A 19,181-nucleotide genomic window follows, 5' to 3' on the forward strand; every position below is an offset into this window, starting at 1 on the left:
ATGTTAGATGTTTTATCGAAGGTTATGGATGCTTTTGGCGCGGCGATCGTAGTACCAGTAATTATTTTCTTTATTGCTTTGCTGATGAAAGTAAAGCCCAAAAAAGCTTTTAATGCAGCCTTGAACGCAGGAATCGGATTGACTGGGTTTAATATGATCATTGGTGCTTACACACCAATCGTCACCCCAGCCATCAATCGAATGGTAGAAGAAACTGGCGTTAATCTAAGGATTCTTGATACTGGTTGGCAAGCTACAAGTGTCGTGGCCTATTCGACCCAAGTAGGGATGATTTTCTTAGCTTTAGGGTTAGCACTGCAGGCGATTTTATTTGTTATCAAGTTTACAGATATTTTTATGCCATCAGATTTATGGAATAATTACTCCTTCATGCTATGGGGATCAATGCTCTATATTTCTACTAAAAATCTTTGGTTGTCGATTGGTTTAATGGTACTTTCTAATCTTTATTGTTTAGTCTTTACTGAAATCGTTGCTAAACGCTGGTCGGTTTATTACGGATATCCACGCTGTACAATGAGCGCACCTCATCACATTTGTTCCGTACCACTAGCCATGGCAATGGACTGGGTATTAACCAAGTTAGGGGCGAATAAGGTACGTTGGAATCCAGAAACTTTGCAAGACAAATTAGGTTTTTTAGGAGAGCCAACGTCATTAGGTTTCATTTTAGGTTTGGCATTAGGTTTTGCTGGGAACTTCATGCGTTTAGGTTCATTGACTGGCTGGGGGGAAATCATGGTTATCGGTATCTCAACTTCAGCGATCATGGCAATCTTTCCAAAAATCGCCGGGATTTTTGCGTCAGCATTTACGGCGATCACAGATGCGTCAAAAAGTACTGCGAAAACTTCAGGTGGCAAGGACCGTGTTTGGTATTTGGCAATCAATGATGCTGCCGGTTACGGTGAAACAGCGACCTTATTAACAGGAATGCTATTGATCCCGATTGTTTTGTTATTGGCGATCTTTTTACCTGGAAATCAGACTTTGCCGATGGTGGATTTAATTGCAATCCCTTACATGATCGAGCTGGTAATCTGTATTTCTAACGGAAATATTTTCAAATCACTAATCAGCGGAGCAATTTGGTGTGCTGGAGGGCTATATATTATTACTGCAGTAGCACCTATCTTTACACAAGTAGCTGTTGATGTGGGTGTTAATTTGCCTGAAGGAGCAATGATGATCTGTAGTTTTGCGGTAATGACGAACCATATCATGGGAATCTTGTTCTTGATATTTATGACACAAAATCCGCTTTGGATTGGTCTTTCTGTTGTGGTCTACATTGTGCTTTATCTATTTGTTCGAGCAAAAAAAGAATCGATTCACGCATATTTAGAAAATATGGCGAAGCTGGAGGAAGAAGCCGGCATTGTGTCTAAGGAAGGAGCGGCTGTTTAAATGACAAAAGTTGTTGTTGTTGGAGATGGTTTAGTTTCTGCTGAAACCCTAGCCGAAGCTGCGTTGGAGCTAAACATTGAAGAACCGGTAGAAGTAACGAAGTATCATTGGTACGCTGATTTAAATAAAGAGCAATTCCAAGAGAAAATCAAATTGATTGAGCAAAAAGGCCCTGAATCAGTTGAGATACCAGCTGGAATTCTGGATGATATGAAGGAGGCGGATTATTTACTTGTTCACATCGCTCCCGTTTCAAAAGCGATGATTGAAGCAGCACCTCGACTGAAATTAGTAGGTACTTGTCGTGGTGGCATTGAGCATGTTGCCGTAGAGGAATTAAAAAAAAGGCAGATTCCATTAATCCATGTTATTCGCAATGCAGAACCAGTCGCTGATTTTACTTTAGGATTGTTTTACGCGTTGACCAGAAATATTGCATTTTCTTATCAACAGGTCAAAGAGGCAAAATGGCCCAAGAAATTTCCTAACGATCCCTATAAAACGACATTGGCTAATCTAAAGGTTGGTTTGGTAGGATTGGGTTATATTGGAAAATTAGTAGTAAAACGATTGAATAGCTTAGGAGTCGAGGTCATCGCTTATGATCCTTTTGTGAACCAAGAAAAAATACGAGAAGAAGGATTGAAAATAACCTTTGTCGGATTAGAAGAATTGTTTAAAACCGCGGATATCGTATCACTTCATGTACGGGTGACACCAGATACCAAGAATATGATTAACGCTGATTTACTTTCAATGATGAAACCATCAGCCTATTTAGTTAATACTGCTAGACCAGATATCGTGAATAAAGCAGATTTTGTGGAAGCGCTACAGATGAATATGATTGCTGGTGCTGCAACAGATGTTGTTTGGGAAGAACCGATCCGAGCAGATGATCCATTACTAGATTTAGATAATCTAATTATTACCTCTCATATTGCGGGAGATACGATCAATGCTATTCCACGTTCACCTTACTTGTTACGAGATGTCTTAAATGATTATTTTGAAAGAGGTAGGAGTGATATGCTCATTCGTGTTTAAAAAATGATTCAAAATGAGGAGGATTAAAAATGGATGTTACGGCGATTCAATTGTTAGATTTATTTCTTTCAAAAGGCAGTCATACCTCACTTTCTTTAGAAAAAAAGTTTAATTTGACTAAGGGGCAGTTAGATTACCGAATCAAAAAGGTCAATCAAGAATTAGTTGATTTAAAATTAGGAAAAATTAAGAAGAATGGATCTTTTTTTCTCTTAGATGGTCAGAGTGCAGCGATAAAAAGCTATTTAACGAAAGTTTCGCCGTCAATCCACTTATCAGATAGAGAACGAGAATGTTATCTCTATCTGATTGTTTTACTTCATCAGGGCGAGACACTGAAAACATTGGCTGAAAAACTTTTTGTTAGTAAAAATACTATTTTAAGCGACAAACGGAAGCTAATTGAAAATCATTTGAAACCGTTGGATATTGACTTACAATTCTCCAGAAAAAGAGGTTTTTATTTTTCAGGAAATGAGATGGACATTCGTCGACTAGGAATCAAATTCATTCGCGAAGTAGAAAAGTCAAAAAAAAATCTTGATTATTATCTGGCAATGATTGGAATCAAAAGTCAAACTTTAGCAGAAATAAAAAAACGAATCCATTTGTTAGAGCATGAGTTGGGCTTAGAATTTACAGAATTCAAACTAATTGATCTCTATCTGACAAGTTACATGTGTTCCGTTCGATTCGGACAAGGGAATGAATTGTCAGCGGGAGTCTTAGGCAACTATGTTCAAATGGTGGAAAAGGATTTTTATTCAAAAGTTTGCCAAGCGTTGAAACCTTTTTTCAAGGGTTCGAATTATTTAATTGAAATTCATTTTATTTCGATCCAGCTGTTAAGCACCAATCTGATCAAAATCCGTTCGAATTATAAAGATCAGGAATTGATGCGGCGGATTCAATCTTTTATCAATAGTTTTGAGATTTTAGGAATTACCGATATCAAAAATAAAAGTCAGTTGGAGGAAGCAATCTATCAGCATATTATTCCGGCTTATTATCGAATAAAATTCGGTTTGCCGGATAATGATCTGCTTTTTTTAGATAATGTTGAAAATTATGTCTTCATTCATCCGTTAGTTCATCAATCAATCGGGATTATTGAGGACTATTTAAAGATTATTTTTCCAGAAGGGGAATTAATCTATCTATCAGTTATTCTTTTGAGCTTTATCAATGAAGAGCTGGAAAAACAAAAAAGGCGAAAAATTCGGGCGGTGGTGGTTTGTCAACATGGAGTATCCGTTTCGAAACTATTATTAGGAGAATTAAAGCAATTATTTACGACGATAGAATTTGTACGTAATATGTCTTTGCGAGAATTTTATGAAGAGGATCATAACGTTGGAGACGTCGTCTTTTCAACAGTTCCGGTGAATACTAAAAAGGAAGTTTTTTTAATTCCGCATTTTTTGACGGATGAAGACAAGATGAATTTGATCAGCGATGTACGTAAACGTATCGATTTCGATGAGACATTTGGGCTGTCAAAAAATCGTGAAGTTGTTCAACAGTTACTGTCAATTATCAAAAAGAATGCCCAAATTATTAATGAAGAGCAATTAACGCGAGAAATACAAGATTGTTTACTTGCAACAGAAATCAATGAAGGTGTGAATGCTCAAAATCAGAACCCTGATTTGAAGGATCTATTGCCTCTTTCTCATATTCAAATTTATCCTAGTGTTCGATCTGTCGAGGAAGCGATTCGGATTGCAGGCAAACCTTTGGTCAATGAAGGCTATGTTTCTCCAACATATATTGAAACTGTGATTGAACATTACGATCCAGAATATCCCTATTCTGTAATTTCACCAGACTTGGCGATTCCACATGCTGGCCCAGAGGATGGTGTATATCGAGTGGGAATGTCTCTTTTAAAACTGGATCAGCCAATTGCTTTTGCGGAAAATATTTCGATTAGTTTAATCGTCGTGATTGCACCAAAGGATAAGAAGAGTCATATCAAGGCTGTGACTCACCTTTATGAATTAGCTAAAATCCCTAGTTTTATTTCAGCGATGAAAAATGCGAATTATGAGAAGGACATACGGAATTATTTCCAGTTAGAAAACCATAAATGATAAGGAGTAGAGGATGGGAAATCAAGGATTTCTGTTGCGCAAAGTAACGTTAGACAAGACACTCAATCAACTGAATTTTTTTCTTAAAGGAGCTTTCATGATCTTATTGATGTATCTCATCAATGGGTGGCTGATCGAAAAAAATCTGCAAATCAAAGATGTTCAAATGGTGGTAGGACTGTATGTGCTAGTTTTCGTCGTTTTTTTCTTTCTTAAAAAGAGAAAAAATAGTTTGAGTGAGAATCAGATCATGCACGATTTAAAGAACTATTTTGATGTGCAGAAATTTTCTGATGTTGAATACTTAGATAAAAAATTGATTCAAGAGATTAAGCAACAACGGAAATTTGTTGCGAATAATGGTCAGATCGTAGGAACACAGCATTTCCTATTGTTTGATTTGACGGATGGTCAGTTTTTATTAATTCCTATAAAAAAAATAATGGGAGTGCAACTAGAAAGGGTCAATCAATATTTTTGTATCAACATACGAACAGAGGTAAAAACGGAAAAAATATTTTTCAAGAAAAAAAACGAGGCGAATGACTTTATCCATCAATATGAAAAATATTATTTAAGAAATAGTTAAGTACGTCACATTTTACAGCAAATATTTATAATGAGAAGTCATGGAAAACGTTTTCTCGCTGTGGGATAATCAGCTGTGAAATAAAACACAATAAAGGAGAGAATACAATGGCAGTAAATCGAATGATTTTGAATGAAACATCTTATTTTGGCAAAGGAGCAATTCAAGAGGTAGCGAATGAGGCTAAGATGCGCGGATTTAAAAAAGCACTAGTTGTTACGGATAAAGACTTATTGAAATTTGATGTAGCAACAAAGGTTACAGCGATTTTAGATGAAGCAGAGCTAAGTTACGAGATTTTTGACGGTATTGTACCTAATCCTTCAATTGAGGATGTGCAAGCGGGTGTCAAAGCCTGTCAAGTGGCGGAAGCAGATTATATTGTTGCAATCGGCGGTGGTTCTCCAATTGATACAGCCAAAGCGATTGGAATCATTATGACCAATCCTGATTTCTCAGATGTAATCAGTCTTGAAGGCGTAGCTGAGACGAAAAAGCCTTCTCTGCCAATTTTAGCAGTGCCGACAACTTCTGGAACAGCTGCAGAAGTCACAATTAACTATGTAATTACTGATAAGGCCAATCAGCGTAAATTTGTTTGTGTTGATCCTCACGATATCCCGATTGTTGCATTTGTTGATAGTGATATGATGATGGGAATGCCAACAGCATTATGTGCGGCAACAGGTATGGATGCTTTGACTCATGCGATCGAAGGATTTATTACTAAGGGAGCTTGGGAAATGAGCGACATGCTTCACATCAAAGCAATTGGGATTATCGGACATGCGTTGCGAGATTCAGTTGCGGGAGATCAAGAAGCACGGGAAAAAATGGCGTTGGGTCAATATATTGCCGGTATGGGATTTTCTAATGTAGGGTTAGGTTTAGTTCATGGAATGGCGCATCCATTATCTGCTTGGTATGATACTCCTCACGGTGTCGCCTGTGCGACACTCTTGCCATTGATTATGGATTTCAATAAAGAATACACTGGCGAAAAATATCGTGAAATTGCTGTTGCAATGGGCGTCGAAGGTGCGGTAGATATGTCATTAGCAGAAGTTCGTAATGCGGCAGTCCAAGCCGTGAAGCAATTAGGAATAGACGTGGGGATTCCGCAAAGTTTGACTGAGATTGGCATGAAGGAAGAGGATGTGCAAAAAATCGCTGAAGATGCCTTCCGTGATGTTTGTTCACCAGGAAATCCCCGGGATGCTACATTAGAAGAGATCATTGATCTTTACAAGTCTATGCTAAAATAATCTGAATTTAAAAAATAATATAATGCAAAAGCGGGTATGCTAATCAGCACACCCGCTTAGTTTAATATTAATCGTCTTCTTCAGGAACTTTGTTGTCTAAATCTGTTCGAACAATTAAAACGTCACAATCGGCATTGCGAATGACATATTCAGAGACTGAACCGATAAATAAACGTTCCACAGCATTCAAACCAGTTGCGCCAAGCATAATCAAATCAATTTGATTATTTTCAGGGATTTGATTAGCAATCATTACTTTTGGTGCGCCATATTCAATCACCTTGCTAATGTTTTTAACACCGGCTTTTTGTGCTTCAGCTTCATAATCGTCTAGAGTTTGCTTCGCCATATCTGTTGCTTGTTCTGCTAAAACATTGTCAAAAGAAGAAACTGTTTGAAACGCTCGTGTATCAATGACGTGAGCTAGTAATAGTTCAGCCTGATTTCGTTTTGCGACATTTACCGCTTTTTTAAACGCCAATTCAGCTTCATTAGAGCCATCGACTGCCACCATGATTTTACTATATTCTTGATCCATCGTTCCCAACTCCCTTTTTTGTTTTAAAGTCTTTATTTTTCTTTCTAGAAAAAATAGAACTTAAATACAAGTCATATACTATCTTCTCACCTATTATTTTAAAACAAAAGTCTTGAAAATGGTACTGTTAACCTTTTTTTGTTTTTGAACCCATCAATAAAGCAAAGATCGCTGCGACAACCAAAAGTAAGATCAAATACATCATCGAATAAGAACGGTTATTAATCAAACCGACCAAAATCGCCATAATCCCTAAGACAGCATAAATAATTCCAAATTGGCGTAAAAAGCTACGGGACTCATTTTGTTTTTCCTCGCTAAATAGAACTAGCAATCCCTGAGGTTTTTTGATCAAATAATAGCTGCAAAATAATAGGATAAATGCCAGTAAAAATAATAAAATGCGGATCATCTTTTTTCCTCCTATACAATAAAAAGCAATTTGCGTACGCAAATTGCTTTCACTCCATAAAAAATGGAAAATTCCGTCGATGCCGTTATTCACCCGATAGTATTGATCCCGCAAGATACAGCAGGTGGGTTCCATGGTCTAAGCATTGAACTACCAAATGTAAAGGCATGTTACCAACTTTGACACAAGACAGATCCCAAGATATCAATAAAAATGTTCGGTCAACACTGAAATAGGCAACGCGCACATCACAGAATTTCCATCTCAATCATAGCACAGTCATTATTGAGACGCAACGAAGTGGCTTATATCTGTAAATGAGAAGTCATCCAAAACATTCACGTCTTCTATAGGTACATTGTATAAAAAAATAAGCGATTTTGTCAAAACAAAATGCTTATTTTATTTTGATCTTTTGGTGAATAGAAGAAAAGATTTTTGACGGATTAATTAAAGTCTTTTCAATTTGGGAAATGTAGTATTTGTCTTATTTTTTCTTTTTCCATTCTTCGATACGCTGATATTGTTGACCAAGGGCTTGCTCGTACTTCCCCGTAGCTTTTGGTTCGTAATAGTGGGCATCTTTGATTTTGTCTGGTAAATATTGCTGATCCACCCAAGCATTCTCAAAGCTGTGCGGGTATTGATAACCAACGCCGCGGTTCAGGGCTTTGGCACCTTTGTAATGACTATCCCGCAGATGATCGGGCACTTCACCAGCATTTCCCATTCGAATATCTGTGATCGCCGCATCTAAGGCTGTGTAAGCCGAATTTGATTTTGGTGATAGACAGAGATCAACTACGGCATCGGCTAAAGGAATCCGCGCTTCAGGAAAGCCTAATTTTTCTGCCGCTTGAACGGCTTGAACCGTACGGGCAGCGGCAGCAGGATTAGCTAGGCCGATATCCTCGTAGCCAATCACCATTAAGCGCCGACAAATAATCGGAAGGTCACCCGCTTCGACTAGCCGACCTAAATAATGTAATGCTGCATTGACATCACTGCCGCGGATTGATTTTTGAAAAGCGGAGATTACATCATAATGAGCGTCACCGTCTTTGTCATGAGTAAGTGCTTTTCGTTGAACACATTCCTCAATGATGGATAAGGTTAAATGAATTTTTCCCTCATCATTTTTGGGTGTGGATTTCGTAGCTAATTCTAACCCATTCAATGCACTTCTCAAGTCGCCATTCGTTGCACGGGCTAAATGGTTTAATGCCTCCTCATCCAATTCAACTGGGTATTCTCCTAATCCTCGCTCTTTATCGTCCAGGGCCGATTTGACTGCTGTGATAACATCCTCTTCATCTAGAGGCTTCACCTCAAAAATCTGAGTTCGGCTGCGAATAGCGGGATTGATTGTAATATAGGGGTTTTCTGTTGTAGCGCCGATCATGATAATTCGTCCGCTTTCTAAATGAGGCAGCAAAAAATCCTGCTTCGTTTTATCGAGACGATGAACTTCATCCAATAGTAAAATGACCGTGCCGCTCATTTTGGCTTCTTCAGCAACAATCTGTAAATCTTTTTTTGTATCAGTGGCGGCATTTAGCATCCGAAAGGCGTAATTCGTTGAGCCAGCGATAGCACTGGCAATGCTGGTTTTTCCAGTGCCGGGTGGGCCATATAAAATCATAGAAGATAGCATTCTAGCATCCACCATCCGTCTAATGATTTTCCCGGTACCGACTAAATGCTGTTGACCGACAACTTCATCTAAATTGCGGGGACGCATGCGATAAGCTAAAGGCTGTTGCATAGGGAACCTCCTTTTAGTAATAGTTCCATTTTATTAATATGTATGATCAAAAATGGCAGTAGCTTTTAATAAGAATAACCTTTTCAAAAAAAGAAAAATAGTTGGATCCTCGTAGCCATGCCAATTTACTAATCTATTAAAGCAGAACTGGCAAATATACGTTCCCATTATAGCATTTTTCCTTTGTGTTTGCTGAGTTTTGATTGCTGGGCGTAGCATGAGGCAGGATTATTGTGTATCATGTAGAAGGTGAGGAAAATGGAACAAGTAATCAACTATTTTAATACAGAATCAACGGAGAATATCGCCAAATACTTACTAGGTATGTATTTAGAGCATGAGACATCGGAAGGGAAATTAGGTGGTTATATTGTAGATTGCGAAGCCTATTTAGGTCCTGATGATGAAGCAGCACATAGTTATGGCATGCGAGATACACCGCGTGTGCGAGCAATGTATGAAAAACCGGGGACAATCTATTTATATACGATGCATACCCATTTAATCTTGAACATGATCACACAACCGGAAGGAATGCCGCAAGGAGTGATGATTCGTGGCTTTGAGCCAGTAGAAGGCATTGAGCAAATGGTTCAGAATCGTCATGGCAGAACCGGCGCGATGATTTCAGATGGGCCAGGAAAACTAGTTGAAGCATTAGGGATTACTCGAGAATTATACGGCGAATCAATTTTTACTAGTTCACTGCATTTAGTACCAGAAAAAAGACGTGTTCCTAAACAAATTGATGCACTTCCGCGTATTGGAATACCTAACAAAGGGATTTGGACGGAAAGACCTTTGCGATTTGTCGTTCATGGCAATCCTTACATAACCAAACAACGAAAGCTTTTAATAGAAGAAAATAATGGATGGAGGAACTGAAAATGGCAAAAGAGACCATGGTTACTTATTTAGATAACTACTTAAACAAGAAAATTCCCGATTATGAATTAGCACTGGACTGGGATACACGCAATCATAGCTTCGAGATTGCTTTTCGAATTTATGGTGAAAACAAGGGGCAGATCGAGCTTGATGATGTCGATGGAGTGGCTTCAGAAGAAGAGATTATTGAATTTGAAGATGCGATCTTATTAGTCGATCCTGAAAAATCTACCTACGATTCAGAGGATTTTTTAGCGGTAATCCCGTATGAAGGAAAAAAAGGTATGAAGAAAAATGAATTGACGGCAGTTGTCGATTATTTGAAAGAAGTCATTGAAGAGGGCCAAAGCGATTTGTTGGATTTCTTAGCTGATGATAGCGAGGATACGATTTTTGAGATGAAATGGGACGATGCTGTGTTTAAGGCATTAATCAAACCAACTGACAGCAGTTATTTGCCGTATCCAAGTTATTAAGGATTTCAGTTTCTTAATCAATCAGTCAAAATATAATGAAGTATAGAGGAATGACATACGGCATGAAATTAGCCCATTTACTATGAATAAGGAGGTAAAAAAATGAAGTGGAATGAAGTCAAGGTAACAACAGAAAGCGAAGCGGTCGAGGCTGTTTCGAATATTTTAATGGAGGCAGGCGCATCGGGTGTCGCGATTGAAGATGCGTTGGACTTTGAGAATTACCAAGAAGATCAATACGGAGAACTTTTAGATAAGGAAACATTTTCTAGTCTAACAGAGGGTGCCGTTGTGATGGCCTATTTTCCAGAAACGATTTTCTTGCCCGAAATTTTGCCCTTCATTAAAACGAAGATCGAAAAATTACCCGAGTTTGGATTGAACATAGGTAAAAATATTGTGGAAGTTAGTGAAGTAGAAGAAAGCGATTGGGCGACGGCTTGGAAAAAGTACTATCATCCTGTTCGGGTGACCCGCTATTTAACAATCGTACCTAGCTGGGAAAAGTACGAAGCCCAACATGAAGATGAAAAAATCATTACATTAGATCCTGGAATGGCTTTTGGAACAGGGACACATCCGACAACGAATCTGACTTTGCAAGCATTAGAAACTGTTTTGCGCGGTGGTGAAACAGTCTTGGATGTCGGCACAGGTTCTGGCGTGTTAAGTATTGCTAGTTCGCTTTATGGGGCAAAAGATATCTATGCCTATGATTTAGACGAAGTTGCTGTTCGTTCGGCGCAAGAGAATGTCGATCTAAATGCGAACACTGAAAATATCCATGTTGCTGCTAATGACTTATTAGTCGGTGTGGAGCAAGAAGCCGATGTGATCGTGGCAAATATTTTAGCAGATATCATTGTTTTAATGATTGAAGATGCTTGGCGTTTATTAAAACCAGATGGGACATTTATCGTTTCCGGCATCATTGAAGATAAAAAAGATATGGTGTTGGAAGAAATGTATACGCAAGGTTTTGAAGTTGATCGAATCTTCCAGCAAAAAGATTGGTTCGCGATTATTTTGAAGAAACCAGAGGAAGACTAGAATGCAACGCTATTTTTTAGATCAGGCATATGAACCAACTGTAGAAGTCAGCGGCGATCCGCATCATCATATGTCGCGTGTGATGCGCATGACGGTCGACACGGAAGTATTTCTCGTATTCAATGATCAAACTGCGATTAAGGCGAAGATCATCGCCATCGATAATGATAAGGTGACGTTGAAAGAGGTTGAAAAAGAGCGACTGCAACGAGAGTTACCGATTGATATCACGATTGCCAGCGGTTTTCCGAAAGGGGAAAAACTGGAGCTGATCGTCCAAAAAGGGACAGAACTCGGAGCCCATGATTTTATTGCCTTTCCTGGTGAGAGTTCGGTAGCTAAGTGGGATGCGAAGAAGCAGCAAAAAAAACAGCAGCGGTTGAATAAAATCGCGCAAGAAGCAGCGGAACAATCCCATCGACAAGTCTTACCAGTGGTGAAATTTGCTTCAGAAAAGGAATTGATCGCTGGTTTTGCTGATTATGACGCTGTTTTGATCGCTTACGAGGAATCGGCCAAGCAAGGAGAGCAAGCCCAGCTAGTTCAAACATTTCAACAATTAACTTCTGGACAAAAATTATTAGTCGTATTTGGTCCAGAGGGTGGATTGACTCCAAAAGAGATCGAAAATTTTCAGGAAGCTGGCGGAAAGCTTTGCGGTTTAGGACCACGAATTTTACGAACAGAAACAGCGCCCTTCTATCTTTTGAGCGCGGCAAGTTTCTATTATGAACTACAACACTGATTTGATTGAAAAAGCTTACGAGAGTTTGTATAATAAGAACAATCATTTTCAGAAAACAAGGGGGAACGTCACATGGCAAAAGAAGTTGAATTGACCGGTCCTGACGTCATCAGGATGGTTAGTACGTACATGGGAAAAGAGCACGTGGCGTTTGTACAAAAGGCCTACGACTTTGCATATGAAGCCCATAAGCCTCAGATTCGCAAATCAGGAGAGCCTTACATTATTCATCCGATCCAAGTTGCAGGGATTTTAGCGGACTTACATATGGACCCTCACACGGTTGCGACAGGTTTTTTACATGATGTTGTAGAAGATACGCCTGTAACATTAGAGGATTTGAAGGTTGAATTTGGTGAAGATGTTGCTTCGTTAGTTGACGGTGTCACCAAATTAGGGAAAATCAAATACAAGTCTCACGAAGAACAATTAGCAGAAAATCACCGAAAAATGCTGTTAGCGATGGCGCAGGATTTGCGCGTCATCATGGTCAAGTTAGCCGACCGTTTGCATAATATGCGGACTCTGAAATATCTACGTGATGACAAGCAACGTCGAATTGCCCGCGAAACGCTGGAAATCTATGCCCCACTAGCTGATCGTTTAGGGATGAGCCGGATTAAATGGGAATTAGAAGACACCGCATTACGCTATTTGAATCCAAAGCAGTATTACCGGATTGTTCATTTGATGCGCAGTAAACGTGATGAACGAGAAGGTTTTGTTGCCGAAGCTGTCGAAGAAATTAAAGAGGCAACAAAAGAATTAGGGATCGAAGGTGATATCTATGGTCGTCCCAAACATATCTACTCAATTTATCGCAAAATGCGAGATCAGAAGAAACAATTCGACGAAATCTATGATTTGTTAGCAATTCGTGTAATCGTGGATTCGATCAAGGATTGCTATGCTGTACTTGGTGCGATTCATACGAAATGGAAACCAATGCCGGGGCGTTTCAAGGATTACATTGCGATGCCAAAGGCCAACATGTATCAGTCGCTTCATACAACAATCATCGGACCGAGCGGCAATCCAGTAGAAGTTCAAATTCGTACTCATGAAATGCATCAAATCGCTGAGTTCGGGGTTGCAGCTCACTGGGCCTACAAAGAAGGCAAGACTGATAAGCAGGAAACAACACAAGATAACAAGCAGTTGGATTGGTTCCGTGAGATCATCGAGCTACAAGATGAAAGCTACGATGCGTCTGAATTTATGGAAAGCGTTAAAGGCGATATTTTCAGCGATAAGGTTTATGTGTTTACCCCTAAAGGTGATGTGACAGAGTTGCCTAAAGGTTCAGGACCATTGGATTTTGCTTACAGTATTCACACCGATGTTGGTAATAAAACAACTGGAGCCAAGGTTAACGGCAAAATGGTGCAGTTGGATTATAAATTGAAAAATGGCGATATCATTGAAATTATGACCTCGGCTAACTCCTTTGGACCAAGTCGTGATTGGCTAAACTTAGTAAAAACCAGTAAAGCAAAAAATAAAATCAAACGCTTCTTTAAAACTCAAGATCGGGAAGAAAATGTTACCAAAGGTCATGATGCAGTTGTTAAATGCATCAATGATCTAGGTTTTGTACCCAAGGAGATGCTGACGAAGGACAAGCTTTCGGATGTGCTGGACAAGTTCAATTTCCACAGTGAAGAAGATTTATATGCAGCGATTGGCTTTGGTGAAATGAGCGCCTTGACCTTTGCTAATCGTCTAACCGAAAAAGAACGCCGGGAACAAATGAAGCAAAAACAGCGTGATGCTGTTGATGAGATGGTCAATAATCCCAAAGAGCCTGAAAAAATCAAGGTACGGCATGAAGGCGGTATTGTCATTCAAGGAATCGACAATTTATTGATTCGGATCAGTCATTGTTGTAATCCTGTTCCAGGGGATAATATCGTCGGTTATATCACTAAAGGTCGCGGGATCTCGATTCACCGATCCGACTGTCCGAATATTACGAAGCAAAAAGATATTCAACAGCGGTTGATCGAAGTGGAATGGGAAGATACGACAAATTCAGTCCAAGAATATAATGCTGATTTGGAAATTTATGGCTTCAATCGTGATGGTTTGCTAAACGATGTTTTGAATATCGTTAGCGGTATGACTAAAAAATTGGTTAGCGTCGAAGCAAAACCAACCAAAGATCGATTGGCTGTCATCAACTTGACCTTTAAGATTCAAAACTTGAATCATTTATATTCAATCGTTGATAAGGTCAAGACCATTCCAGATGTCTACAGTGTGAAACGGACGAAAGGGTAGGAGGTTTCTTATGCGAGCAGTTATTCAACGTGTGAGTGAGGCAAGTGTAACAATTGATGAACAAGTTGTCGGCAAGATCGGTCGCGGCTTCATGATTCTTCTAGGCATTCATGAAGAGGATACTCAGGAAGATGCGGATTATTTGATTCGCAAAATCCCTTTATTACGTGTCTTTGAAGATGCAGAAGGAAAAATGAATCAGTCATTGCAGGATGTTGTCGGCAGCGTTCTGAGTGTTTCACAATTCACACTATATGCGGATACGAAAAAAGGAAATCGACCAAGTTTCGTAAAGGCAGCCCGCCCTGAAACAGCGATCCCCTTATATGAATATTTCAACGAAGGCCTACGCAAAGCAGGGTTAGTCGTTGAAACCGGTGAATTCGGTGGCGATATGGATGTAGCATTAATCAATGATGGGCCTGTCACGATTCTTTTTGACACAAGAGATAAATAACGAACGAAGTACAAAAGTTTGATCGCTTTTGTACTTTTTTTGTATCCATTTCAGTATAAATAAGAGATAATTGTACAAAATAGGAGAATAAGTATTTCAGTTCCTCCTAATATAAACAAGGAGTCGAATGTATGAAAACACGAACGGAATATGATTCAATGGGCCCAATTGAAGTGCCAAAAGAGGCTTGGTGGGGGGCGCAAACCGAACGAAGTCGCCAAAATTTTAAGATTGGCGGTGAAAAAATGCCACCGGAATTATTGCGTGCTCTTGTATTGGTAAAAAAAATGGCAGCTGTGGCCAATCAGAGGACGGGAAAACTAGCTGCGGAAAAGGCATTGGCGATTCAGCATGCCGCTGATCTGCTGTTAAAAGGTGAAAACTGGGATGAGTTTCCATTGGTGGTTTGGCAGACAGGCAGCGGCACACAGAGTAATATGAATGCAAATGAAGTCATTGCTCATTTGGCAAGTCAAAAGGATTTGACTGTTCATCCGAACGATGATGTGAATATGTCTCAAAGCTCGAATGACGTTTTTCCAACTGCGCTACACATTGCTGGAACATTTGCTATTGAGAGAACTTTACTACCGGCAATCCATGAGATGGTCAGTGTATTAAAAGAATTAGAAGAAAAGAATCAGCATGTGATTAAAATTGGACGGACGCATTTACAAGATGCGACTCCAGTGACCTTTGCACAGGAAGTCAGCGGTTGGCGTTCATCCCTAGAGCATAATGCAACGATGTTGGCCAATAGTTTAACAGAATTGCGACAGTTAGCAATTGGCGGTACAGCTGTTGGGACCGGTCTGAATGCATCGAAAGCTTATGAGCGAGCATTTATTGAGGCTTTAAATGAAGAAACAGGAATCCATTTCGTCGGAGAGAGCAATAAGTTTCATGCTTTAGCGAATCGTGATGCCGTTGTGTATGTTAGCGGCGCGTTAAAGGCATTGGCAGTGAATTGTATGAAAATGGCAAATGATATCCGATGGTTAGCAAGTGGGCCTCGTAGTGGTCTAGGAGAGATTACTCTGCCAGCTAACGAACCTGGGAGCTCGATCATGCCGGGTAAAGTTAATCCGACACAGTGCGAGGCGTTAGCGATGGTTGCAGTACAAGTAATGGGGAACGATACGGCAATTGGAGTTGCGGCTTCACAGGGGAATTTTGAGTTGAATGTTTATTTACCATTGATCGCTTTTGACCTGCTGCAAAGTATTCGATTGCTGACAGATGCGTTGCATTCCTTTAGTGATAAATGCTTAAAGGGATTGGTTGTGAACGAGGATCGGATGGCAGACCTTTTGGAACAGTCTCTAATGCTGGTGACGGCTTTAAATACGCATATTGGCTACGATAAAGGTGCTGAAATTGCTAAGAAAGCTTTCAACGAGGGAACGACTTTGAAAGATTCTGCTTTATCGTTAGGTTATGTGACAGAGGAAGAATATGAGAACTGGGTTCGTCCGGAAAAAATGATTGGAGAGAATGTTGATGACTATTTATGATGAAGCCTTAACTGCACATGAAAAATGGCATGGAAAGATTGAAGTAACTAGCAAAGCTAAAGTCCACAACAAAGATGATTTATCTTTAGCCTATACGCCAGGGGTAGCTGAGCCTTGTCGGAAAATTGCCGAAGATAAAAATAAAGCGTATGACTATACTTGGAAAAGTAATAGTGTTGCGGTTGTTACGGACGGCACAGCTGTTTTAGGCTTGGGGGATATCGGACCAGAGGCTGCCTTGCCGGTAATGGAAGGAAAAGCACTGCTATTCAAAGAGTTTGCAGACATCGATGCTGTACCGATTTGTTTAAACACAAAGGATCCGCAGGAAATTATCCAAATTGTTAAAGCGATCGCGCCTACTTTTGGCGGAATCAACTTAGAAGATATTAGTGCCCCACGTTGTGTTGAGATTGAACGTGCCTTGATCGAAGCATTGGACATCCCAGTTTTTCACGATGATCAGCATGGAACTGCTGTTGTTGTGACGGCAGCCTTAATTAATGCATTGAAGCTGGTTAAGAAGGAAGCAAAAGATTTGAAGGTCGTGATCTCGGGAACAGGTGCGGCCGGCAGTGCAATTATCCACATGTTGGTTGATCTTGGGGTGAAAAACATCCTAGCGTTTAATAAAGATGGGGCTTTGAATGAACAGATGGTGAATGCGACATTTGTAGAAAAAGAGATCCTAGAATTGATCGCGCTAAAAGATTTTTCTGGTACGATGGCGGAAGCCTTTGTAGGGGCAGATGTCTTCATCGGTGTTTCTGCGCCTAATCTAGTTACTAAAGAAATGATCGCATCGATGAATGACGGAAACATTGTCTTTCCGATGGCCAATCCAGAACCGGAGATTACTTATGCCGAAGCGATCGCTGGTGGCGCCTCAGTAGTGGGAACGGGTCGTTCAGATTTTCCAAATCAAATTAATAATGTTTTAGCTTTTCCAGGATTGTTCCGAGGAGCATTCACTGCTGAAGCGACAAAAATTACCTCGCGGATGAAATTGGCCTGTGCACATGCAATAGCAGACTCGATTCCTTATAGCGAACTGAACTCTGACTACATCATTCCCTCTGCTTTTGATGAAAATTTAGTGGATTTGATTACCATGAAGGTCGCCGAGGCAGCTAGGAAAGATGGTGTAACGCGTTAACGCAAATGTTATCATATCAAGGGTGGAAAGAACTTTCTCTCGACAGTTTTTCGCAAATCAGATAGTTTGAAAGTAGTAAATTCAACTATTGAAGGTGAACAGATGGAAATCAGTCAACGAATCAAATTGGAACGACAAACTTTAAAATGGACACAGGAAGAATTAGCAGATAAAATTTTTGTATCGAAACGAACCATTTCAAATTGGGAAACCGGAAGGACCGTGCCCGATATTGAAAGTGTCTTGCGTCTGGCAAAAGTATTTCATGTTTCGTTAGATGACTTATTATTAGAAGATTCAACTGTAGTGAATGAAATTAAACGAAGAGAAGAAATTGTAAATTTGTCATGGGTATACTTTATAGGACCTGTCTTAACCGCGATTCTTTTGATTGTCATGATGTATTCACTTCCAGAAATGAGTAATACTGGAGCCGTGTCTTTTATCAGTGCGGCTTCATTAACAAATTTTTTTACGTTATGCGTATTTAAAGGGAAAATTGCTCAGTTAAAAGGCAATGAAGAGAAATTCAAAAAAGAACTAAAACAAATGAAGATTCTCGGAATAGTTACGATTATACTCACGTGTTTATTTACGATCGCTTTGCATTTTATTTAGAGAAGAGGTTCGCAAATGAGTAAAATATTTAAAATGAGCTTTGGTTCGATCTATCTGCTGTACCTTAAAAAGATCGAAAAAAAGGGTCGAAGTAAGGAAGAATTAGATCAAGTTATTTATTGGTTGACTGGATATGACGAAGAAGGTTTGCAAAAGCAAATTGATTCTGGCAATGATATGGAAACTTTTTTTGCTGAAGCTCCAGAATTGAATGAAAATGTTTCTTTGATCAAAGGTGTAATCTGCGGCTATCGAGTGGAGGATATTGAAGATCCTTTGATGCAGAAAATCCGTTATATGGACAAATTAGTGGATGAATTAGCTAAAGGTAAGAAGATGGAAAAAATCTTACGGAAATAATTGTCGCAGCGAGTCTTCTTGGATTCGCTGTTTTTTTATAACATTTTTATTGAATGCTGTCGTGTTAAACTACGTGCAGTTAAATAAGAAATCAGGATTTGTAATGGATCGAAAGTGGCGAGTGATCAATAGACTGAGAAGGATCATTTTTGTGCTACTTGGAATCTCGATGTTCTATATTTCTTATAATAATTAGCAAATGGAACAAGCGTTTTTTTGCAAGTGCTAAGGGGCTTACTTTGAGAACGATCCATATTGAAAAGGGTGTTCAGACTATCAATTTCCCTGAGAATAGTTATGGAGTATCCATTGACGGGAAGCGCAAAGAGGGAAAACAGGGTTACATTTACTATCAAAAAAGCCTTATCGCATTTTTACCGCACCTAACGAATACTAGATAAAACAAGATAGTATCAAACCGCTATTAGGTAGTATTTTCTTTATAGGTTCCGTCATGTTGACTCAAGTTTTCTCATTAAAAATTACTTGAAATTCAATGA

Annotated in this window: 18 protein-coding genes and 1 other RNA gene; 15 read left to right on the top strand and 4 right to left on the bottom strand. The window is 39.4% G+C overall.

The features are described from left to right. The 5 genes from AUF14_RS15445 to fucO all read left to right on the top strand — a co-directional run bounded on the left by AUF14_RS15445 (position 1) and on the right by fucO (position 6,422). Positions 1-1,428: a PTS galactitol transporter subunit IIC gene (locus AUF14_RS15445; RefSeq protein WP_049220980.1), complete on the top strand. Its 1,428-nt coding sequence runs from the start codon at positions 1-3 to the stop codon at positions 1,426-1,428. After that, positions 1,429-2,475, top strand: a complete 1,047-nt coding sequence (locus AUF14_RS15450; RefSeq protein ID WP_049220981.1) for an NAD(P)-dependent oxidoreductase — start codon at positions 1,429-1,431, stop codon at positions 2,473-2,475. A 29-nt stretch (positions 2,476-2,504) separates the two neighbouring features. Continuing rightward, a complete protein-coding gene (locus AUF14_RS15455) occupies positions 2,505-4,568 on the top strand; it encodes a BglG family transcription antiterminator (RefSeq protein WP_049220983.1) in 2,064 nt (687 codons plus the stop codon). A 13-nt stretch (positions 4,569-4,581) separates the two neighbouring features. Next, on the top strand, positions 4,582-5,157 hold the full coding sequence (locus AUF14_RS15460) for a hypothetical protein (protein ID WP_049220985.1): 576 nt from the start codon (positions 4,582-4,584) through the stop codon (positions 5,155-5,157). Positions 5,158-5,264: 107 nt separating this feature from the next. After that, a complete protein-coding gene (gene fucO, locus AUF14_RS15465) occupies positions 5,265-6,422 on the top strand; it encodes a lactaldehyde reductase (protein ID WP_049220987.1) in 1,158 nt (385 codons plus the stop codon). Between the two features lie 67 nt (positions 6,423-6,489). Here fucO and AUF14_RS15470 read toward each other — a convergent pair whose 3' ends face one another. The 4 genes from AUF14_RS15470 to AUF14_RS15485 all read right to left on the bottom strand — a co-directional run bounded on the left by AUF14_RS15470 (position 6,490) and on the right by AUF14_RS15485 (position 9,137). Further along, positions 6,490-6,960 carry a universal stress protein gene (locus AUF14_RS15470; protein ID WP_048720611.1) on the bottom strand — a complete coding sequence of 157 codons (471 nt, stop codon included), beginning with the start codon at positions 6,958-6,960 and terminating at the stop codon, positions 6,490-6,492. Between the two features lie 127 nt (positions 6,961-7,087). Then, positions 7,088-7,372, bottom strand: coding sequence for a hypothetical protein (locus AUF14_RS15475; RefSeq protein ID WP_049220990.1), 285 nt, complete (start codon positions 7,370-7,372; stop codon positions 7,088-7,090). Between the two features lie 66 nt (positions 7,373-7,438). Beyond that, a non-coding RNA gene (gene ssrS, locus AUF14_RS15480) (6S RNA) lies at positions 7,439-7,632 on the bottom strand. A 227-nt stretch (positions 7,633-7,859) separates the two neighbouring features. Then, entirely contained in the window at positions 7,860-9,137 is a 1,278-nt protein-coding gene (locus AUF14_RS15485; protein WP_048720605.1) for a replication-associated recombination protein A, read from the bottom strand. A 258-nt stretch (positions 9,138-9,395) separates the two neighbouring features. Between AUF14_RS15485 and AUF14_RS15490 the strand changes: the two genes are divergently transcribed. The 10 genes from AUF14_RS15490 to AUF14_RS15535 all read left to right on the top strand — a co-directional run bounded on the left by AUF14_RS15490 (position 9,396) and on the right by AUF14_RS15535 (position 18,681). After that, positions 9,396-10,022 carry a DNA-3-methyladenine glycosylase gene (locus AUF14_RS15490; RefSeq protein WP_049220992.1) on the top strand — a complete coding sequence of 209 codons (627 nt, stop codon included), beginning with the start codon at positions 9,396-9,398 and terminating at the stop codon, positions 10,020-10,022. Between the two features lie 2 nt (positions 10,023-10,024). Further along, positions 10,025-10,501 (top strand): DUF3013 family protein, encoded by a 477-nt coding sequence (locus AUF14_RS15495; protein WP_049220994.1) that lies wholly within the window; start codon positions 10,025-10,027, stop codon positions 10,499-10,501. Between the two features lie 102 nt (positions 10,502-10,603). After that, positions 10,604-11,551, top strand: a complete 948-nt coding sequence (prmA, locus tag AUF14_RS15500) for a 50S ribosomal protein L11 methyltransferase (protein ID WP_049220998.1) — start codon at positions 10,604-10,606, stop codon at positions 11,549-11,551. 1 nt (position 11,552) lies between these two features. Beyond that, positions 11,553-12,296 (top strand): 16S rRNA (uracil(1498)-N(3))-methyltransferase, encoded by a 744-nt coding sequence (locus AUF14_RS15505; RefSeq protein ID WP_049221000.1) that lies wholly within the window; start codon positions 11,553-11,555, stop codon positions 12,294-12,296. 72 nt (positions 12,297-12,368) lie between these two features. Then, on the top strand, positions 12,369-14,576 hold the full coding sequence (locus AUF14_RS15510) for a RelA/SpoT family protein (RefSeq protein WP_016181132.1): 2,208 nt from the start codon (positions 12,369-12,371) through the stop codon (positions 14,574-14,576). A gap of 10 nt (positions 14,577-14,586) precedes the next feature. Next, positions 14,587-15,033, top strand: coding sequence for a D-aminoacyl-tRNA deacylase (gene dtd / locus AUF14_RS15515; RefSeq protein ID WP_049221002.1), 447 nt, complete (start codon positions 14,587-14,589; stop codon positions 15,031-15,033). Between the two features lie 131 nt (positions 15,034-15,164). Beyond that, positions 15,165-16,547 carry a class II fumarate hydratase gene (gene fumC / locus AUF14_RS15520; protein WP_049221004.1) on the top strand — a complete coding sequence of 461 codons (1,383 nt, stop codon included), beginning with the start codon at positions 15,165-15,167 and terminating at the stop codon, positions 16,545-16,547. Continuing rightward, positions 16,534-17,703, top strand: a complete 1,170-nt coding sequence (locus tag AUF14_RS15525) for an NAD(P)-dependent malic enzyme (protein ID WP_049221006.1) — start codon at positions 16,534-16,536, stop codon at positions 17,701-17,703. The genes fumC and AUF14_RS15525 overlap by 14 nt, the downstream gene beginning before the upstream one ends. Before the next feature lie 66 nt (positions 17,704-17,769). After that, positions 17,770-18,321, top strand: coding sequence for a helix-turn-helix domain-containing protein (locus tag AUF14_RS15530; protein ID WP_227656352.1), 552 nt, complete (start codon positions 17,770-17,772; stop codon positions 18,319-18,321). Between the two features lie 15 nt (positions 18,322-18,336). Then, positions 18,337-18,681, top strand: coding sequence for a DUF2200 domain-containing protein (locus tag AUF14_RS15535; RefSeq protein WP_016181127.1), 345 nt, complete (start codon positions 18,337-18,339; stop codon positions 18,679-18,681). The last annotated feature ends 500 nt before the right edge of the window (positions 18,682-19,181 follow it).

Origin of the sequence: Enterococcus avium (genome assembly GCF_002891025.1) — a bacterium.
Taxonomy (GTDB): domain Bacteria; phylum Bacillota; class Bacilli; order Lactobacillales; family Enterococcaceae; genus Enterococcus_A; species Enterococcus_A avium.

Bases quoted from the DNA above. Each gene is read 5' to 3' on its own strand.
- AUF14_RS15445 (WP_049220980.1), top strand. From the start codon at position 1: ATGTTAGATGTTTTATCGAAGGTTATGGATGCTTTTGGCGCGGCGATC.
- AUF14_RS15450 (WP_049220981.1), top strand. From the start codon at position 1,429: ATGACAAAAGTTGTTGTTGTTGGAGATGGTTTAGTTTCTGCTGAAACC.
- AUF14_RS15455 (WP_049220983.1), top strand. From the start codon at position 2,505: ATGGATGTTACGGCGATTCAATTGTTAGATTTATTTCTTTCAAAAGGC.
- AUF14_RS15460 (WP_049220985.1), top strand. From the start codon at position 4,582: ATGGGAAATCAAGGATTTCTGTTGCGCAAAGTAACGTTAGACAAGACA.
- fucO (WP_049220987.1), top strand. From the start codon at position 5,265: ATGGCAGTAAATCGAATGATTTTGAATGAAACATCTTATTTTGGCAAA.
- AUF14_RS15470 (WP_048720611.1), bottom strand. From the start codon at position 6,960: ATGGATCAAGAATATAGTAAAATCATGGTGGCAGTCGATGGCTCTAAT.
- AUF14_RS15475 (WP_049220990.1), bottom strand. From the start codon at position 7,372: ATGATCCGCATTTTATTATTTTTACTGGCATTTATCCTATTATTTTGC.
- AUF14_RS15485 (WP_048720605.1), bottom strand. From the start codon at position 9,137: ATGCAACAGCCTTTAGCTTATCGCATGCGTCCCCGCAATTTAGATGAA.
- AUF14_RS15490 (WP_049220992.1), top strand. From the start codon at position 9,396: ATGGAACAAGTAATCAACTATTTTAATACAGAATCAACGGAGAATATC.
- AUF14_RS15495 (WP_049220994.1), top strand. From the start codon at position 10,025: ATGGCAAAAGAGACCATGGTTACTTATTTAGATAACTACTTAAACAAG.
- prmA (WP_049220998.1), top strand. From the start codon at position 10,604: ATGAAGTGGAATGAAGTCAAGGTAACAACAGAAAGCGAAGCGGTCGAG.
- AUF14_RS15505 (WP_049221000.1), top strand. From the start codon at position 11,553: ATGCAACGCTATTTTTTAGATCAGGCATATGAACCAACTGTAGAAGTC.
- AUF14_RS15510 (WP_016181132.1), top strand. From the start codon at position 12,369: ATGGCAAAAGAAGTTGAATTGACCGGTCCTGACGTCATCAGGATGGTT.
- dtd (WP_049221002.1), top strand. From the start codon at position 14,587: ATGCGAGCAGTTATTCAACGTGTGAGTGAGGCAAGTGTAACAATTGAT.
- fumC (WP_049221004.1), top strand. From the start codon at position 15,165: ATGAAAACACGAACGGAATATGATTCAATGGGCCCAATTGAAGTGCCA.
- AUF14_RS15525 (WP_049221006.1), top strand. From the start codon at position 16,534: ATGACTATTTATGATGAAGCCTTAACTGCACATGAAAAATGGCATGGA.
- AUF14_RS15535 (WP_016181127.1), top strand. From the start codon at position 18,337: ATGAGTAAAATATTTAAAATGAGCTTTGGTTCGATCTATCTGCTGTAC.